Consider the following 17,527-nt stretch of genomic DNA (forward strand, 5'->3'; position numbering starts at 1 on the left):
GCCTCCCGCAGAGACAACATCGGCGAGTGACATCATGGCTTTCCGGGCAGACCGACACGTCCATATCCTGATCATCGGCGGGGGTGCCATCGGCACCTCGCTGGCCTATCACCTGGCGCGTGATGGCGCCGAGGGTGTGCTGCTGGTGGAGAAGGCACAGCTGACCCATGGCTGCACCTGGCACGCGGCGGGGCTGGTCGGCCAGCTGCGCGGCAAGAAGAACCTCACCCGGCTGATGCAGAATTCGGTTGCCGTGTTCGACCGGCTGCAGCAGGAGACCGGCCAGGACATTGCGTGGAAGAAGGTTGGCTCGCTGCGGCTTGCCGGAAGCGAGGCGCGCTGGAGCGAGGTGCGCCGCGCCATGACCCAGGCCAAGAGCTTCGGCGTCGACTGCCACTCGCTCTCGGCCGAGGAGGCGAAGGCCCATTTCCCCTACATCACCACCGATGGCATCCGGGGCGCCGCCTTCATCCCGGGGGATGGCTACATCGATCCCTATTCCCTCACCATGGCCTATGCCAGGGGAGCGCGCCAGAACGGTGCGGTCATCGAGGAGGGGGTCTGCGTCGAGGAGATCGTCAGCGAGGCGGGCCGCGTGCTCGGCGTCGTCACCAATGGCGGCACCATCGGCTGCGACATCCTCGTCAACTGCGCCGGGCTGTGGGCCAAGCGCGTGGGTCGCATGGCGGGGGTGGAACTCGCCGCCGGCATCGTCGAGCACCAGTATTTCCTGACCGAGAAGAAGCTCTCCTTCGATCCGGGGCTCACCACGCTGCGCGACCCCGACAACAACTTCTACCTCAAGCCGGACACCGGCAGCTTCGCCATTGGCGGCTGGGAAGATGGCTCGAAGGGTTTTCACGGCGGCCTGCCGCCCCTGTCCTTCGGGCGCGAGCTGCTGGAGCCCAGCCTCGAGCGGCTGGAGCTCTTTGCCCTGCCGGCCGCGACGCGCCTGCCGGTCCTCAACGAGATCGGCATCCAGACCGTCATCAACGGCCCCATCCCGGTCTCGGCGGATGGCGAGCCGATCATGGGCAAGGCGCCGGCCTACGAGAACTTCTACGTCGCCTGCGGCTTCACCGCGGGCATCGCGGCGTCAGGCGGCGCCGGCCTCGCCATGTCGAACCTCATCCTGCATGGCGATGCCGGCATGGACCTCTGGCCCTTCGACGTCCGCCGCTTTTCCGCCGTCCAGGCGCAGCCGCGCTACCTCGAGCAGCGCGCCATCGAGGCCTATGGCGCCTATTACAAGATCCACTGGCCCGCCGAGGAAGCCCATGCGGCGCGCAACCTGCGCCTTTCGCCCCTGCATGAACGCCTGCGCCAGGCCGGCGCGGTGTTCGGCTCCAAGATGGGGTGGGAGCGGCCCAACTGGTTCGCCCCGCCCGGCGTTGCGGCGGAGGACGTTGCGTCCTTCGAGGGCAAGCCCAACTGGTTCGACCACGTGGCGGCGGAGCATCGCGCCATCCGCGAACGCGCGGCACTCATCGACCAGACCTCATTCTCCAAGTTCGAGATCTCCGGCCCCGGCACCGAGGCCGCCCTGCAGCGCATCGCCGCCAATGACCTGTCGGGCCCGCCCGGCAAGGCCGTCTACACCCAGCTGTGCAACGCGCGCGGTGGCATCGAGGCCGATGTGACGCTGATCCACGACGCCCCCGATCACGTCTACATGGTGACGGGCGCGGGTTTCGGCCTGCGCGATTCGGGCTGGGTGGCCCGGCACCTGCCGCCCTCCGTCACCATCCGCGAAGTGACCAACAGCCTTGCCGTCATCAACCTGTGCGGACCGCGCGCCCGCGACATTCTGCAGGCGGTGACGGACGACGACGTCTCGAATGCCGCCTTCCCGTTTCTCGCCGCGCGGCGGATCGGCATCGGCTGCGCCACGGCGCTCGCGGTGCGCATCGGCTATGTCGGCGAGCTCGGGTATGAACTCTATGTCCCGCAAGAATTCGCGGGCCATGTCTATGACACGCTGTGGGCCGCCGGCGCGCCGCATGGCATCGCCAATGCGGGCTATCGCGCCATCGATTCCTGCCGCATGGAGAAGGGCTACCTCTACTGGTCGGGTGACATCACGCCCGACTACAATCCCTATGAGGCGGGTCTCGGCTTCTGCGTTGTTCCCGGCAAGGGTGACTTCATCGGGCGCGACGCCCTGGCGAAGATCAGGGCGGAGGGCGTGGCGCGCAAGCTGTGCTCGTTCACGGTCGACGGCTTCGCGCCCTTCCATGGCGGCGAGACCATTCTCCTCGACGGCAAGGTGGTGGGTTCGACCAGCAGCGTGGGCTTCGGCCACACGCTCGGCAAGACCATCGCGCTGGGCTATGTTCCCACCGCGGTGGCGGCGCATTCCGACTTCACCATCGAGGCCTTCGGCCGTGCCTATCCGGCGCGGCGCGGGCCGCGCTGCCTTTATGATGCGAAAATGGAGCGGCTGAGGGGCTGAGCATGAGCGACCAGGCGATCGACAGCGCGCGTGCGGCGGTCTTGGAGATTCCACTGTTCCGCGGCATCGACATTCCTGCCGCTTCCATCCGGAGGCTGGGGGGCCTCACCAATCTCGTCTTTGCCGTCACCCATCATGACGATCACTATGTGTTGCGTCTGCCCGGCAAGGGCACCGAGGAATACATCAATCGCGCCAACGAGGCGCAGGCCGCTGCCGAGGCCGCCCGCGCCGGGGTCAGCCCGGAGGTGCTCTTCGCCGATCCGGCGACGGGCGTGATGGTGACGCGCCTCGTTGCCGGCGCCGTCACCATGTCACCGGAGAAATTCAAGTCGATTGCCGGCGCGCCCGCCCGCGCGGGCGAGGTGTTCCGCCGCCTGCACCAGTCTGGCGCCACCTTCAAGTTTCGCTTCGAGCTGTTCAGCATGATCGACGAGTACCTGAAGGTGCTGGCCACCAAGAAGATGGAGCTGCCTGCCGGCTACCACGAGGTGGTGCGCGAGGCCGAGACGGTGCGTGCCGCCCTGGCCGCCCATCCGCTGCCGCTCGCCGCCTGTCATTGCGATCCCCTGTGTGAAAACTTCCTCGATGCGGGCGAGCGCATGTGGCTCGTCGACTGGGAATACTCCGGCATGAACGATCCGATGTGGGACCTCGGCGACCTGGCGGTCGAGGGCCAGTTCACGGCGCAGCAGGAGGAGGAAATGATCCGCGCCTATTTCGGCGGCGAGCCGTCTCCGCATGACCGTGGCCGCATCGTCATCTACAAGGCGATGTGCGACCTGCTCTGGACCCTCTGGGGCCTGATCCAGCACGCCAGCCAGAATCCGGCCGACGACTTCTGGGCCTATGCCGTGAACCGTTTCGAACGCTGCAAGTCTCTCATGTCCACCCCCGCCTTCGCCGAACACGTGAAGGCAGTGGCGAGGGGCTGAGGCCCCGCAAGTCGCCCTCGGCGCGCCCCGCCGGCAACGGTGCGCCTGTCCGGGCCGGGCGTACCCGGCGGATGGATCGCGCGGGAGAGGGCAGGGGCGTCAGCGGCGGAGCCACTCCGGCAACCACTCACCGTGCGCGGCGATGAGATCGTCGACGAGCTGCCAGATCTGGTCAAGGTCGAGCTCGGCGGCGGTGTGGGGGTCCATCATCGCGGCGTGGTAGACATGCGCGCGGTTCTCCTCCATCAGCGCCGCGACGGTGAGCTCCTGTACGTTGACGTTGGTGCGAATGAGGGCCGTGAGCTGCGGCGGCAGCGCGCCGATCAGTGTGGGCTGGATGCCGTTGTGGTCGACGAGGCAGGGCACCTCGGCGGCGCAGGCAGCAGGCAGCGAGGTGATGGCGCCGTTGTTGCGCAGGTTGCCGTAGATCACCGAGGGCTCGCCCGTCCACACCGAATGCAGGATCGAGGAGGCATATTCATGCGAGGCCTTCACCTCGATCGTCTCCGCGGCGCGGAACTGCTCGGCTTCCCGCGACCAGCGCGCCACCTGCTCGATGCAGCGCTTGGGATATTCGTCGAGCGGGATGCCGAAGCGCGCGATCAGGTCGTCGCGGCCCTCCTTGATGAAATAGGGCGTGTATTCGGCGAAGTGCTCCGAGCTTTCGGTGACGAAATAGCCCAATCGCTTCAGCATCTCGTAACGCACCTTGTTGGGGCAGCGCGGGTTCCAGTGCGAGGGCTTGGGGAAGCGGCCTTCTTCGTAACCGCGCAGCAGGTCGGGATAGAGACTGCGGTAGCTGCCGTCCTTCTGGCGCTGCTCAAACTGCAGGTAGAAGGCCATGTGGTTGATGCCGGCGGCACGATAGCGGATCTCAGACAAGGGAATCTCGAGGTCGCGCGCCAGCTCGTAGGCCGTGCCCTGCACCGAGTGGCACAGGCCCACCTGGCGGATCGCGGGATATTTCTCGGCGATCGCCCAGGTGTTGATGGCCATGGGGTTCACATATTGCAGCATGATGGCGTTGGGGCAGACCGCCAGCATGTCCTCGCAGATCTTCCAGAGATGCGGCACGGTGCGAAGCCCGCGCATGATGCCGCCAACCCCCAGCGTGTCGGCGATGGTCTGGCGCAGGCCGAAGCGCTTGGGCACCTCGAAATCGGTGACCGTGCAGGGCTCGTAGCCGCCGATCTGGAAGGCGACGATGACGAAATCCGCCTTGTCCAGCGCGCGGCGCTGCTCGGCATGGGTCTCGACCTGCGCACCGACACCCAGCGTGCGGATGATCTTGCGCGCCACGAGTTCCGACTCGGCGAGGCGCTGCGGATCGATGTCCATGAGTGCCAGGGTTGCATTGGCCAGTGCGGGGCGCATGAGGATGTCGCCCACGATGTTCTTCATGAAGACGGTGGAGCCGGCGCCGATGAAGGCGATGCGGGGTGCGTGTGACATGGGCTGGACACTGTGCCGGCCCAGGGCCGAAATCAATCGCGGCCAGCGCATATCTTTTCCGGGTTCATAAGGTCAGGCGGCCTTGGTGATGCGCTCATAGGCCTCGCGGAAGGCGGCGGGGCTCTGGCGGAAGCGCTGGGTGAAGGCGGTGTAGAAGCTCGACAGCGAGTTGAAGCCGCAGTCGAAGGCAATGGCGGCGACTGAGAGGTCGGTGGCGATCAGCATCGACTGCGCCATGTCCAGCCGGTGGCGGGTGATGGACTGCTTGATGGTGAGGCCCACGCCGCGCTTGAACAGCGACATGGCATAATTGGGATGAAGCCCCGCGGCGCGCGCCACGTCATCGGCCGCGATGTCCTCCAGCGCATGCTCGCCGATGAACTGCGCCATCTTCTCGACCTTCAGCGCCCGGTCATGGTCGTGGCCGAGGTGACCGGCCTGCGGGTTCTGCCTTGCGGTCTCGCGCAGGTCGCGCCAGCCTTCGCGGTCGAGCCGCTGCACGCGGGCGGAAAGCTCGCTTTTCACGATCTGCTCCAGCTGGCCGTCGCCCGCCAGCAGGTCGCCCCGCCATTGCTGGAAGATGTCGCGGTCATAGGGCTTCACGTCCAGCGCCTCGATGACGGCCCCGCGGAAGATGGCGGAGCGCAGTTCGCTCAGCGCCGGAAGCTCGAGGAAGGTGGCCATGGGCACATAGAGCACCACGAAACGGGTGCCCGGCGCGCAATCCGTCACCTGGTGCGGGATCATGCCCCAGAACAGCGCGAGGCGCCCGGCGGTCAACTCCATCACCCGGCCGTCGAACCAGTAGGTCATGGCGCCGTCCAGCACGAAATTCAGTTCCACCTGGCTGTGCATGTGGGGGCGCGGCATGGGGCGCACCTCGAGCGTCGAGCCGGCGCAGAAACTGTGGTCGCCGAAGACCACCACGGGGTGGCCCCGGTCCAGCTCCGGGTGGGCCGGTACGCTTTCGTCCCGGTAATTGACCTGTCGCTGCGTGAGCTTCGGCATGGAGCTTAGAATTCCGGAAGGAACGAGGGGTGTTCCGGTAGAAACTTGCCGATTATTACGGGCATGGTCAAGCATCCATGACGGCAAACAACAACCGCCGCATGCAGAAGGACTTCGCCGCCAATGGTGGCGGCATTGGGAGGACATCCATGAATATCCTGAAAGGCCTGTTCGGCCTTGGCTTCGCCATGGCCCTTTCCGCCGGCACCGCGCTGGCGGGCGAACTCGTGATCAATTCCGACCAGTCGGACCCCGCGCCGAAGAAGGCGATGGAGGAGCTGATCGCCGGCTTCGAAGCCGCCAACCCGGACATCAAGGTGAAGTGGAACAACTTCGACCATGAGGGCTACAAGGCGGCGATCCGCAACTTCCTGACCGCCGATCCGCCGGACGTCGCCGCCTGGTATGCCGGCAACCGCATGGCGCCCTTCGTCAAGGCCGGGCTGTTCGAGCCGGTGGACGATGTCTGGGCCGCCAATGGCTTCAACGACCAGCTGAAGTCGGCCTCCGCCTCGATGACCATCGACGGCAAGAAGTGGGGCGTGCCCTACACGTACTATCAGTGGGGCATCTACTACAACAAGGAGGCCTACAAGAAGGCCGGCGTCGAAGTGCCGAAGACCTGGGCCGAGTTCGTCTCCAACTGCGAGAAGTTCAAGGCGGCCGGAATCGACTGCCTGACCACGGGCACCAAGGCGCTGTGGCCGGCCGCCGGCATCTTCGATTATCTCGACCTGCGCGTGAACGGCTATGACTTCCACATGGACCTCGCCAACGGCAAGATTCCGTGGACGGATGATCGCGTGAAGGCGGTCTTCGCCGAATGGGCCAAGATCCAGCCCTATACCACGGCGAACCATGCCGCCATCGACTGGCAGGATGCCGCAGCGCTGCTGTCGCAGGGCAAGGCAGCCAACTATGTCATGGGCAATTTCGCGGTCGCCACCTTCAAGGATGGCGGCATGACCAACGACACGCTGGGCTTCATGGTGTTCCCCGAGATCACCCCCGGCGTGCCGCGCGCGGAAGAGGCGCCGACCGACACCTTCCACATCCCGTCGGGCGCCAAGAACAAGGAAGACGCCAAGAAGTTCCTGGCCTATCTCGGCTCGCCGGAGGCGCAGACCAAGATGAACGCCACGCTCGGCCAGCTGCCCACCAACAACAAGTCGACGGTGGGCGATGATCCCTTCCTGCAGCAGGGCTTCGAGATGCTGTCCACCGCCTATGCGCTGGCGCAGTTCTTCGACCGTGACGCGCCGGCCGACATGGCCAAGGCGGGCATGGAAGGCTTCCAGGAATTCATGGTGAAGCCGGAGAACCTCGACAAGATCCTGGCGCGCCTGGAAAAGACCCGCCAGAAGGTCTACGCCCAGTAAGACGATGCGGCCGGACCCTGTGCGGGTCCGGCCTCTCCCTCAACTTCACCCGGGGCGCGCGGCAATGGCCACACATCGTTCCTCCCGATGGTCTCAGCGGCGGCTGGCGCCGTGGCTGTTTCTTGCCCCGGGTGCCTTGCTGTTCCTGCTCTATGTCATCATCCCCATCGGCCAGTCGATCTGGATCAGCTTCTATGACTGGGACGGGCTGGGGGCGGCCAAATGGATCGGGCTCCGGAACTATATCGACCTGCTGGACGACGACAGCTTCTACACGTCCCTCAAGAACAATGTGTGGTGGCTGGTGCTCTATCTCCTCGCCATTCCGGCGGGGCTCGCCATCGCGCTGTTCCTGAACCAGACGGTCACCGGCATCAGGCTTTACAAGTCGCTGTTCTTCTTTCCCTTCGTCATCAGCCAGGTGGTGGTGGGGCTGATCTTCTCGTGGTTCTACGCGCCGGATTTCGGCCTCCTGCCGCGCATCCTCGGCTTCTTCACCGGCAGCGAGACGGCGATCCTGGCGGATGAGCGCTATGCCACCTTCGGCATCATCGCGGCGGGCCTCTGGCCGCAGATCGCCTATTGCATGATCCTCTATCTCACCGGCCTCAACAACATCAATCCGGAGCAGGTGGAGGCCGCGCGCATGGACAATGCCAAGGGCTTCGCCATGCTGTGGCACATCGTGATCCCGCAATTGCGCCCCGCCACCTTCATCGCGCTTGTCGTCACGGTCATCGGTGCGCTGCGCTCCTTCGACCTCGTGTCGATCATGACGGCGGGCGGGCCCTATGGCTCCACCCGCGTACTCTCCTATTTCATGTATGAGCAGTCGCTGTCGGAATATGGCACGGCCATGGGCTATGGCGCGGCGATCGCGGTGGTGCTCTTCGCCATCATGCTGGTCTTCATCAGCCTCTTCATCACGCGCATGCTGATGCAGGAGAGGAACGGCTGATGTTCCCCCGCCCCATCCAGAAATCGCCGCCCTGGCTGCAGGCCTCCTACAAGGTGCTGCTGCCCATTGCCCTCATCATCTGGCTCCTCCCGCTGATCGGCATCGCGGTCACTTCTGTGCGCCCCTCCTCCGACCTCGCCGCGGGCAATTACTTCGGCTGGCCCACGCGCTTCGCCGGCGTCGAGAACTACACCGCCGTGTTCCAGAACTCGAACATCGGCTGGTACATCCTCAATTCCTTCAAGGTGACGATCCCGACGGTGATCGGCGCGGTGGGGCTCTCCTGCCTCACGGGCTTCGCACTCGCTGTCTACAAGTTCCGTTTCAACCTCGCCGTCTTCTTCATGTTCGTGGCGGGCAATTTCGTGCCCTTCCAGATCCTCGCCATTCCGGTGCGCGACCTGACGCTGAAACTGGGCCTCTATGATTCGATCACCGGGCTCGTGCTCTTCCACGTCGCCTTCCAGACCGGCTTCTGCACGCTGTTCATGCGCAACTTCATCAAGGCTCTGCCCTTCGCGCTGATCGAAAGCGCCAGGGTCGAGGGCGTGAGCGAGTGGAAGATCTTCCGCCACATCGTGCTGCCGCTGATGCGGCCGGCCATCGCCGCCCTCTCGGTGCTGATCTTCACCTTCGTGTGGAACGATTACTTCTGGGCCACCATCATGGCGCAGTCGGCCGACGTGCGGCCCGTGACCGCGGGCATGAACGAGCTCAAGGGCCAGTGGAAGGTGGCGTGGGAGCTGATCACCGCCGCGTCCATCGTGGCGGCGCTGCCGCCGGTGGCCATGTTCTTCCTGATGCAGAAACACTTCATCGCCGGCCTGACGCTCGGCGCCACCAAGGGATAAGACATGGCTGAAGTCACGCTGCGCGCCATCACCAAGTCCTTCGGCGACGTGAAGATCATCAAGGGCGTCGACCTCCAGATCGCCGATGGCGAATTCTGCGTCTTCGTCGGGCCCTCGGGCTGCGGCAAGTCAACGCTGCTCCGCATGATCGCCGGGCTCGAGGACATCACCTCGGGCTCGCTGTCGATCGGTGGCAAGGAGATGGCGGATGTCGAGCCCGCCGACCGCGGCGTGGCCATGGTGTTCCAGTCCTATGCGCTCTATCCGCACATGACGGTGAAGGACAATATCAGCTTCGGCCTGCGCATGACGGGCCACAAGCAAGCCGACATCGCGCCGCGCCTCACGCGCGCCGCCGAGATGCTGCAGCTCACACACCTGCTCGACCGCAAGCCCTCGCAGCTCTCGGGCGGGCAACGCCAGCGCGTCGCCATCGGGCGGGCCATCGTGCGTGAGCCCGGCGTCTTCCTGTTCGACGAACCGCTGTCCAACCTCGATGCGGCACTGCGCGTGCAGATGCGCACCGAGATCGGCAAGCTGCACGCCGACCTTGGCGCCACCATGATCTACGTGACGCATGACCAGGTCGAGGCGATGACCATGGCCGACAAGATCGTGGTGCTGAACGGCGGCGTGATCGAGCAGGTGGGCTCGCCGCTCGAACTCTATCACCGGCCGCGCAACCTCTTCGTGGCGGGCTTCATCGGCAGCCCCAAGATGAACTTCATCCCCGGCACGGCCGCACCCGCCGCTGACGGGAAGATCGCCGTGACGCTCAAGGACGGCACGCAGCTGACGCTCGACGGGCGCGGTGCGAAGCTGTCTTCCGGGCAGCCCGTGACACTGGGCATTCGCCCTGAGCACCTTGCGCCAGGGCAGGATGGCCTCAAGGCCACCGTGAAGCTCGCCGAATATCTGGGCTCCGAGACGATGTTCTATGCGGCCCTCGCCGATGGCAGCGAGATCGCGGTGAAGGCCGATGGCCTTGCCAAGGCGGCAATCGGCTCCGCGCTGTCGATCGGCCTCAACCCTGCTGCCTGCCACCTGTTCAATGCGGACGGCGTGGCGATCATCCATGGAGACCTGACACGGTGAGCCTCGGCGTCTGCTATTACCCGGAGCATTGGCCAGAGGCCTGGTGGGAACAGGACGCGCGGCGCATGCGCGAGTTCGGCATCGACTATGTGCGCATCGGCGAATTCGCCTGGTCGCGCTATGAGCCCGAGCGGGGAAAGTTCGACTGGGGCTGGCTCGACCGCGCGATGGATGTGCTCGCAAAGGCAGGCCTCAAGATCGTGCTCGGCACGCCCACCTGCACGCCGCCCAAGTGGCTGGTCGACGCGAACCCGGAGATGATCCCCGTCGACGAGCAGGGGCGGCCGCGGGGGTTCGGCTCGCGCCGGCACTACACCTTCTCGTCAAAGGCCTATTGGGAGGAGAGCCGGCGCATCGTGGAGGTGCTGAGCCAGCGCTATGGCAATCATCCGGGCCTCGTCGGCTGGCAGACCGACAATGAATATGGCTGCCATGACTCGATCCTGTCCTGGAGCGCCACCGACCTCGCGGCCTTCCAGGAGTGGCTGCGCCGCAAGTACCAGTCGCCCGAGCAGCTGAACGAGGCCTGGGGCAATGCCTTCTGGTCGATGGAGGTGACACGCTTCGACCAGGTGAGCCTGCCCAACCTCGCGGTGACGGAGACCAACCCTGCCGCACGCCTCGACTTCTGGCGCTTCCATTCGGAGCAGGTGGCGGGTTATGACGCCATGCAATGCGCCATCCTCCGCGCCAACTCGCCGGGCCGCTGGATCACCCACAACTTCATGGGCTTCTTCAACGATTTCGACCACTGGGCGGTGGGCGACAACATCGACCTCGCCTCCTGGGACTCCTACCCCATCGGCTTCGTCGAACGCTTTCCCTTCACGGAGGAAGAGAAGAACCGCTGGGCGCTCACCTCGCATCCCGACATCGCGCCCTTCCACCACGATCTCTATCGCGGCGTGGGCCACGGCCGTTTCTGGGTGATGGAGCAGCAGCCGGGGCCGGTGAACTGGGCGCCGTGGAACCCGGTGCCGAAGCCCGGCATGGTGCGGCTGTGGACCTGGGAAGCACTCGCCCATGGCGCCGAGGTGGTGAGCTATTTCCGCTGGCGGCAGGCGACCTTCGCGCAGGAGCAGATGCATGCAGGCCTGAACCTGCCCGGCCTCCACGAGTTCTCGCAAGGCGGCCGCGAGGCGCAAACCGTTGGTGCGGAACTCGCAGCCCTCGGCTCCCTGCCGGAGCCGGAGAAGACGGCCGTTGCCATCGTCTATGATTACGAGTCCTCGTGGATTACCCGAATCCAGCCGCAGGGTGCGGACTTCCATTATTACGAACTCGTTTTCCGCTGGTACGAGGCGGCACGGCGGCTGGGGCTGGACGTGGATTTCGTGCGGCCCGGCGCATCGCTTGCCGGCTACAGGCTCGTGCTGGTGCCCAGCCTGCTGCATGTGAGCGATGCGGCGGAAAAGGCCTTTGCCGCCGCGGATGGCATCGTCTTCTATGGTCCGCGGACGGGATCGAAGACGCGGAATTACGGCATTCCCGCCAACCTGCCACCCGGTCCTCTGCAGCCACTCGTCAAGCTGCGGGTTCTGGAAGTGTCATCGTTGCGCCCAGGACTCTCGCTGCGGGTGGCGGGGTCGGTCAGCGGTGAGGCGCGGCGCTGGCGCGATCTCGTCGAGGCGCAGGGTGCCGACGTGCTGGCCCGGTTCGAGGATGGCGGCCCAGCCCTTGCGGTGGCTGGCCGTCACCACTACCTCGCCTGCTGGCCCGATGAAGCGCTGCTGCGCAGCATGCTGACGTTTGCCTGTGGCAAAGCGGGCCTCGCCACCATCGATCTTCCGGACTGCATCCGTCTGCGCCGCCGCGGCGCGTTGCACTTCGCCTTCAATTACGGTGATGAGGTGTGGAGCGTCCCGGACGCCCAAGCAGCGACGCTCGGTGCGGCGACCGTACCACCGCAGGGCGTTGCCATCCTTCAGCCTTCCGGTCACATGACACGATCGTAGGGTGTGAAACGGTGGAGATTTGGCGCGCCATGCGGAATAAAGATGATAACTCTTACATTATTGAGATAACGACGTAATCGCGTACAAAGACAGTCTCTCTATCTGGTTTCCCAGTGGCACTCCTTGACAGGGACGGCTCTTGCTGCAACCCGCCGGGCACGTGACGTGCCCGGCGTTCCAGAGTGATGTGTCATTGATTATTTCAGATGAGAGTCGATAAAGGCCTCGACGCGCTGCTCTGCATCTTTTGTTGCGGCTTCATCGTGGGCGAGATGATGCCCATCGACATCGAATGGCTGTTCAAAGGGCTCGGTAAAGCCATGCGTCGCGCCAGGATAGACGACCAGGTCGAAATTGACGTTGCCCTTGACCGCCTGGCAAGCCGCCGCGGGAGTCCAGTCGTCCTTCTCGCCGATGAGAACGAGAGTAGGAACCGACGGACTGACATTGTCATAGCAGTAGGGATAGTAAGTGATGAGCCCCGCAATCGCAGTGTCGTGATCCCCCGGTGTATTTGTGTCAGTCGCATAAAGGGATGCGATCGCGCCATAGGAGTAGCCCTGCAGGAAGATCTTGGCGGGATTGATGTCTGGCATCGACTTCAGCAGCTTCACGGCCGCCACGGCGTCGTTGCCGCCGCGCGTGAACCCCGGCACGTCGAGTTTGTCGCAGGCTCCGTCCTTCTCGCCACGCGCCGTGAATGGGTCGACGATCAGCGTGGCGATGCCCTTTGACAGGTTGTTGTCGATCACTCGCTTTTCCTGGCGGATCTCCGGCGGGAAGTTGAGACCGTTGCATCCACTCATGTAGACAACTGCCGGGAAGGGGCCCGTGCCCTCGGGCTTGAACAGGGCGCCGGCGATCTCCTTGACGGCGGGGTCGTTGACAGGGATGGCGATGGCATTGGCATAGCCTCCACCGATGGGCGGCGCGGATGCCGCCTCAACGCTCGGTATGGCATTGACGGCTGCCACGGTGAAGACCGCGGTAGCAGTCAGCAGGATGTGGGATTTCAGCGACTGCTGCGCGGTGGCCATCAGGCAGGCGGCAATGGCGTTGAGATGCATGTGTTTCCTCCGATTGGTTGAGACGATTGATAGAGGGTGCAAGGCCTAGTGCGTCCGGCGGTAACGCCGGGCGTCGGGTGTTCGTGAATTGTCGGTGATTTCCCGCAGTCGTGGAGACCGCGTTGCTGATTGTCAGGTCATCTAATCTGATGGATAGTCATGCATCTGCCGTGCCTCCAGACCTACGTTTCCCGATCCGAGAAGCTAGCAGGCCGCCATAAAAGGCCCGCCCTGAGCGCCGCAAAAGAAGCATAAAAAATGAACCTACCTGGAAATTCAGGGAACAAATCCCACCACGAAACGCCTTCAAAGCATCCGGACGTTGCGGAGTCGGGATGTTTCTTGCTCAGGCTTCTCGGGCCGTTCCAGCTGATCGATCCCCAGGGTCACCAGATCGAGTTCGCCAGCAAGAAAAACCGGTTGCTTCTCGCGATGCTGGCCTGTGCGCCCCGCCGCAGCATGAGCCGCGAAGCGCTCGCCGGCCTGCTCTGGGCTGAGCATGGCGAGGAGCAGGCACGCAATAGCCTGCGCCAGGCACTCGCCGTTCTCCGCAAGGAGCTCGGCGGCCAGGATGCCCACTTCTTCGCCGCGACCGATGCGACAATCGCCCTTCATCCGACCTTGGTGAGACTCGATACCGATGCCTTCCTCAGCGAGCTCCGCGGTACCACCCGCCCGTCGCTGGAGGCGGCGCTCGCCTTGTGGCGGGGACCATTCCTGGCGGATGTCCGCACCAGCGAGCCGGAACTCGAGGATTGGCTTCACCTCCGTCGGGAGAGTTATCAGGGCAAGTATGTCGCGGGCTTGGACCGCCTGGTGCCAATGCTCTCGGGACAGGCGCGCATCGAGATGGCACAGCGCCTGGTGCAGGCCGACCCGCTGCGCGAAGCTTCCCACCGCCAGCTGATGGAAGCCTATCTGGCGGAGGCCGAGAGGCCTCTGGCGCTCAGGCATTACGACAAGCTGCGCAAGCTGCTACATGATGAACTCGGCGTCGAACCCTCGCCCGAAACCCGGGCCTTGCGCGACCGCATTGCCGCGACTGGCAAGACCACTCCGTCAGCTCCTGCTCCGGCCGCAGCACCCGCACCGACCGTGGTTTCGGCTCCGGTGGATGTGGCGGAGCCTCCATCGCCGCGTGCTGCGCATCGTGGCCGCGGGGCCATGGCTGCCATTGCGCTGCTGCTGGTGGCGGTTGCTGCGGCGGGGGCTGCTTGGCACTTCACCCGACCGCCGCCGGCGCCGGCGGGACCGCCGGCAGTTGCCGTGCTGCCCTTCGAGAGCCTGTCATCCGATGCCGCGGACCTGCGCCTCGCCGAGGGCCTCACCCTCGACACCATCGCCGACCTCTCGCGCTATTCCGACTTCCGTGTCATGGCGAACGACACCACCGAAGCCTACAAGGGCAAGCCCGTGGATATCCGCGCACTCGGCCGCGACCTCAAGGTCAGCCACGTGCTCAAGGGCACATTTGAGCGCGACAAGGATCACATCCGTGTCACGGCCCAGCTCATCGATGCGGAGACCGGTGCGGCATTGTGGTCTGATCGCTACGACCGGATGATCGGCGAGATCTTCGCAGTGCAGGGTGACGTTGCCGATCACATCGCCAACAGCCTTGCCGGCCGCGAAGGCAAGGTGAGCAAGAGCCTCGCCGTCGGTGCGCGCCGCAAGCCGCCTGCGGATCTCGGCGCCTACGACCTTTATCTCCTCGCACAGGAGACGATGTATTCCGACCTTTCGCCCGAACACATGCGGGAGGCGCAGAACATTCTCGATCAGGCGATCGCAAAGGATGCGAACTTTGCCCGCGCCTATGTGCGATATGCCAATACCTTTGCCTGGCTGGCGACGACTGAGACGGGCGCCGCCGAGCTGTTCCAGCAGATGCTGCGCTATGCGCGCAAGGCCGTGGCGCTCGACCCGATGGATGCCGATGCCCATGCGGCCCTCGGCTATGCGCTGACCATGACCGGGGATTACGAGCAGGGCCAGGTCCAGCTCGAGGAGGCATTGCGCCTCACGCCCAATGCCTTCGACATTCTCATCTTCCAGTCCTGCCTTGCGCCGACGCCGGAGAAGGAGATGGCGGCGGCTGACCGCGCCATCGCCCTGAACCCGGCCTTCCCCAAATGGGCAGTGCCCTGCCTCCGCCTGGCCTATGTCCTGTCCGGTCGATATGCCGATGCGATCAAGGTGCAGTCGCGCCAGCCGGAGGCGGAATGGAACACCGATGGCTTCGTCGTCGTTGCCGGAAGCCTTGCAACCCTTGGCCAGAAGGACGAGGCGGCGGCCGTGGTGAAGCGCGGCGTGGCGAAGTTTCCCGGTCTGCTGTCAATCGAGCGCTTCGCGCTAAACCGCGGCTGGCCTCCAGATGCCATCAATACGGTGGAAGACCTGATGCGCCGCGCCGGCTTCCCTGCCTGCGCCACGAGCCAGGAACTTTCCGACACGCCGAACCCCGTTCGCCTGCCGGAATGCACGGGGTGAGACCCCGCGCATCCAGGCAGGATTGTGAACAGTCACATTCAGAATTCTAGACGGCGGCCCCATTGGTTATGGGTTTTATTCCGGATGGTGGTGATTGTGGCGCACCATGCGGAATAAAGATGATAGCTGCTATGTCATTTAAGCAACGATGTGATCGTATGATCGGTACGTTAGGCTCTCGCGTCTGCCGCTATCTTGGCCTCCCGAATGATCCACTGTGAAAAGTGGGCGACTTCCGGCTTTATCAGTGCGCGCGGCGCGATGACGAGGTCATATCCGATGTCGGTCTCCACCATCTCAGAAAAAGGATTCACCAACAGCTTGGCAGACACGAGGTCATGCAAGATCGGAAGACTGCCCAGCACGACACCTTGACCGGCAATGGCTGCCTGGACCGCCAGATTGTAGTCGCTGAAGCTGGTTCCCCGGGTCCAATCGACATCGCTTGCGCCGACCAAATCGAGCCAGGCTTTCCAACCCATCCACCTGCGGGTGGCAGGCGCCCATGTCAGTTCCGCCAAGTCCCAATGCAGCAGTGTTGCGCGCGACAGGTCTCTAATGCTGCGCAGCCCGTGGCGTCCGGAGACAAGGACAGGACTGCAGAAGGCGCAGAGCCGCTCATCGAACAGTCGTCTTGACTGCAGCTGTGGGTCGGGCGGCGAACCGAAGCGTATCGCGGCGTCTGCATCGCCTTGCATGAGATCGACGATCTTGAGGGAGGAGTCGATAAGCACGTCGATTTCGGGGTGCTCATGGCGGAATTGTTCCAGGCGCGGGACGAGCCAGGCGGTTGCGAATGAGGGCTCTACCGACACGATGAGCCTCTGCCGGTCGCTGTGCCTGCGCATGCGCTCCACGGCTCGCGTGAGTTGGTCGAACGCCGTGCCAAGGCTGTCCCGTCCCGCCAATCCTGCCTCCGTCAATGCGAGGCCGCGCCCATGGCGCTGGACTAGACGGTGTCCCACAGCCTGTTCCAGCTTCGCCACGAGTTGCTTGACAGCTGCAGGCGTGACGCGGAGCTCGCTGGCGGCATGTGCATAGTTCAGGTGGCGGCTGACGGCTTCAAAGGCTCGAAGCGCGTTAAGAGAGGGCAACCAATCGATCATAAAGATAGATTATCTGACTTTTTGTGTCAGGACAAATGCGTTGCTGAGCCTACGAAACAGCCAATAAATTAGGGGTAATTCGCATAGCCACGTCACGGAGGATGCTGTGAGCAATTCTATCCATTCTGATCGCCTCAACACGGTACGCGTCGGAGCACGGCGCTTCGAGCAGTCGCCGTTCCAAGACAAGTGGATCAATACCGCCACCGTGATGGGCGTGTATGCCGGACGTTATTACAGTGTTTTCAACGGGGAAGACGTCGAGGAAGGCTATTGGAATCTCCGGCGCAAGGCCGTCCTGTACGACGTGCCCGAACGTCCGGTAGAGATTGCAGGTCCAGACGCCGAACGCTTCATTGAACATGTATTTGCCCGCAAGGTCGCAAATCTGAAGACTGGCAGGGGGCGTTATGCCATCGCCTGCACCCAGGACGGCCATCTTTTCATGGACGGTGTGCTGTTCAAGCTTGGCGAGCGCCGCTACTGGTATGTGCAGCCGGACGGGGCGCTCGAGACTTGGCTCCTTGCGCACAAGGTTGGATTTGACGTTACCGTCTCGGACCCTCGATCCCGCGTGCTGCAAATCCAGGGCCCGTCATCCTTCGCCATTATGCGTGAAGCGACCAAGGGTGCAATTGACCAGACCATGGGCTACTTTCATTCTGGCTTCTTTCGGATTGCCGGTCAGGAGGTCTATGTGTCTCGAACCTTTTTTAGGGCGAGGCGACGGACTGTTCGGAGCTCTGGGATCACTTGTTCAATGTGGGGCGGCCCCACGG

Annotated in this window: 13 protein-coding genes; 9 read left to right on the forward strand and 4 right to left on the reverse strand. The window is 64.1% G+C overall.

Features of this window, described 5'->3' with window-relative positions; translation table 11 throughout:
• Nucleotides 1–34 precede the first annotated feature (34 nt).
• Together DK847_RS18770 and DK847_RS18775 are read left to right on the forward strand one after the other, a co-directional pair.
• Nucleotides 35–2,452 (forward strand): GcvT family protein, encoded by a 2,418-nt coding sequence (locus tag DK847_RS18770; RefSeq protein ID WP_111200083.1) that lies wholly within the window; start codon nt 35–37, stop codon nt 2,450–2,452.
• A 2-nt stretch (nt 2,453–2,454) separates the two neighbouring features.
• Nucleotides 2,455–3,387: a choline kinase family protein gene (locus DK847_RS18775; RefSeq protein WP_111200084.1), complete on the forward strand. Its 933-nt coding sequence runs from the start codon at nt 2,455–2,457 to the stop codon at nt 3,385–3,387.
• A gap of 99 nt (nt 3,388–3,486) precedes the next feature.
• Here DK847_RS18775 and melA read toward each other — a convergent pair whose 3' ends face one another.
• Both melA and DK847_RS18785 read right to left on the reverse strand, forming a co-directional pair.
• Complete coding sequence (melA, locus tag DK847_RS18780; protein WP_111200085.1) at nt 3,487–4,839, reverse strand: alpha-glucosidase/alpha-galactosidase; 1,353 nt, start codon at nt 4,837–4,839, stop codon at nt 3,487–3,489.
• A gap of 72 nt (nt 4,840–4,911) precedes the next feature.
• Entirely contained in the window at nt 4,912–5,847 is a 936-nt protein-coding gene (locus DK847_RS18785) for a helix-turn-helix domain-containing protein (RefSeq protein ID WP_111200086.1), read from the reverse strand.
• Nucleotides 5,848–5,996: 149 nt separating this feature from the next.
• On the opposite strand from DK847_RS18785, the gene DK847_RS18790 reads away from it, so the two are divergent.
• The 5 genes from DK847_RS18790 to DK847_RS18810 all read left to right on the forward strand — a co-directional run bounded on the left by DK847_RS18790 (nt 5,997) and on the right by DK847_RS18810 (nt 12,085).
• Nucleotides 5,997–7,226, forward strand: coding sequence for an ABC transporter substrate-binding protein (locus DK847_RS18790; RefSeq protein ID WP_111200097.1), 1,230 nt, complete (start codon nt 5,997–5,999; stop codon nt 7,224–7,226).
• 64 nt (nt 7,227–7,290) lie between these two features.
• Complete coding sequence (locus tag DK847_RS18795; RefSeq protein ID WP_193548214.1) at nt 7,291–8,184, forward strand: carbohydrate ABC transporter permease; 894 nt, start codon at nt 7,291–7,293, stop codon at nt 8,182–8,184.
• Complete coding sequence (locus tag DK847_RS18800) at nt 8,184–9,035, forward strand: carbohydrate ABC transporter permease (RefSeq protein WP_111200087.1); 852 nt, start codon at nt 8,184–8,186, stop codon at nt 9,033–9,035. The genes DK847_RS18795 and DK847_RS18800 overlap by 1 nt, the downstream gene beginning before the upstream one ends.
• 3 nt (nt 9,036–9,038) lie before the next feature.
• Nucleotides 9,039–10,130: an ABC transporter ATP-binding protein gene (locus DK847_RS18805; RefSeq protein ID WP_111200088.1), complete on the forward strand. Its 1,092-nt coding sequence runs from the start codon at nt 9,039–9,041 to the stop codon at nt 10,128–10,130.
• On the forward strand, nt 10,127–12,085 hold the full coding sequence (locus tag DK847_RS18810; RefSeq protein WP_111200089.1) for a beta-galactosidase: 1,959 nt from the start codon (nt 10,127–10,129) through the stop codon (nt 12,083–12,085). The genes DK847_RS18805 and DK847_RS18810 overlap by 4 nt, the downstream gene beginning before the upstream one ends.
• A 197-nt stretch (nt 12,086–12,282) precedes the next feature.
• Here DK847_RS18810 and DK847_RS18815 read toward each other — a convergent pair whose 3' ends face one another.
• Entirely contained in the window at nt 12,283–13,152 is an 870-nt protein-coding gene (locus DK847_RS18815; RefSeq protein WP_111200090.1) for a dienelactone hydrolase family protein, read from the reverse strand.
• A 342-nt stretch (nt 13,153–13,494) separates the two neighbouring features.
• On the opposite strand from DK847_RS18815, the gene DK847_RS18820 reads away from it, so the two are divergent.
• Nucleotides 13,495–15,642, forward strand: coding sequence for a BTAD domain-containing putative transcriptional regulator (locus DK847_RS18820; RefSeq protein WP_161957375.1), 2,148 nt, complete (start codon nt 13,495–13,497; stop codon nt 15,640–15,642).
• 170 nt (nt 15,643–15,812) lie between these two features.
• On the opposite strand, the gene DK847_RS18825 is transcribed toward DK847_RS18820, so the two are convergent.
• Nucleotides 15,813–16,748 carry a LysR substrate-binding domain-containing protein gene (locus DK847_RS18825; protein ID WP_111200092.1) on the reverse strand — a complete coding sequence of 312 codons (936 nt, stop codon included), beginning with the start codon at nt 16,746–16,748 and terminating at the stop codon, nt 15,813–15,815.
• 106 nt (nt 16,749–16,854) lie between these two features.
• Here DK847_RS18825 and DK847_RS18830 point away from each other — a divergent pair.
• On the forward strand, nt 16,855–17,527 hold a 673-nt coding region (locus tag DK847_RS18830; protein ID WP_146256192.1), incomplete at its 3' end, for an aminomethyltransferase family protein.

The organism is Aestuariivirga litoralis, from assembly GCF_003234965.1.
In the GTDB taxonomy this organism is placed as follows: Bacteria; Pseudomonadota; Alphaproteobacteria; order Rhizobiales; family Aestuariivirgaceae; genus Aestuariivirga; species Aestuariivirga litoralis.

Bases quoted from the DNA above. Each gene is read 5' to 3' on its own strand.
- DK847_RS18775 (WP_111200084.1), top strand. From the start codon at position 2,455: ATGAGCGACCAGGCGATCGACAGCGCGCGTGCGGCGGTCTTGGAGATT.
- DK847_RS18825 (WP_111200092.1), bottom strand. From the start codon at position 16,748: ATGATCGATTGGTTGCCCTCTCTTAACGCGCTTCGAGCCTTTGAAGCC.
- DK847_RS18790 (WP_111200097.1), top strand. From the start codon at position 5,997: ATGAATATCCTGAAAGGCCTGTTCGGCCTTGGCTTCGCCATGGCCCTT.
- melA (WP_111200085.1), bottom strand. From the start codon at position 4,839: ATGTCACACGCACCCCGCATCGCCTTCATCGGCGCCGGCTCCACCGTC.
- DK847_RS18815 (WP_111200090.1), bottom strand. From the start codon at position 13,152: ATGCATCTCAACGCCATTGCCGCCTGCCTGATGGCCACCGCGCAGCAG.
- DK847_RS18785 (WP_111200086.1), bottom strand. From the start codon at position 5,847: ATGCCGAAGCTCACGCAGCGACAGGTCAATTACCGGGACGAAAGCGTA.
- DK847_RS18770 (WP_111200083.1), top strand. From the start codon at position 35: ATGGCTTTCCGGGCAGACCGACACGTCCATATCCTGATCATCGGCGGG.
- DK847_RS18805 (WP_111200088.1), top strand. From the start codon at position 9,039: ATGGCTGAAGTCACGCTGCGCGCCATCACCAAGTCCTTCGGCGACGTG.
- DK847_RS18800 (WP_111200087.1), top strand. From the start codon at position 8,184: ATGTTCCCCCGCCCCATCCAGAAATCGCCGCCCTGGCTGCAGGCCTCC.
- DK847_RS18795 (WP_193548214.1), top strand. From the start codon at position 7,291: ATGGCCACACATCGTTCCTCCCGATGGTCTCAGCGGCGGCTGGCGCCG.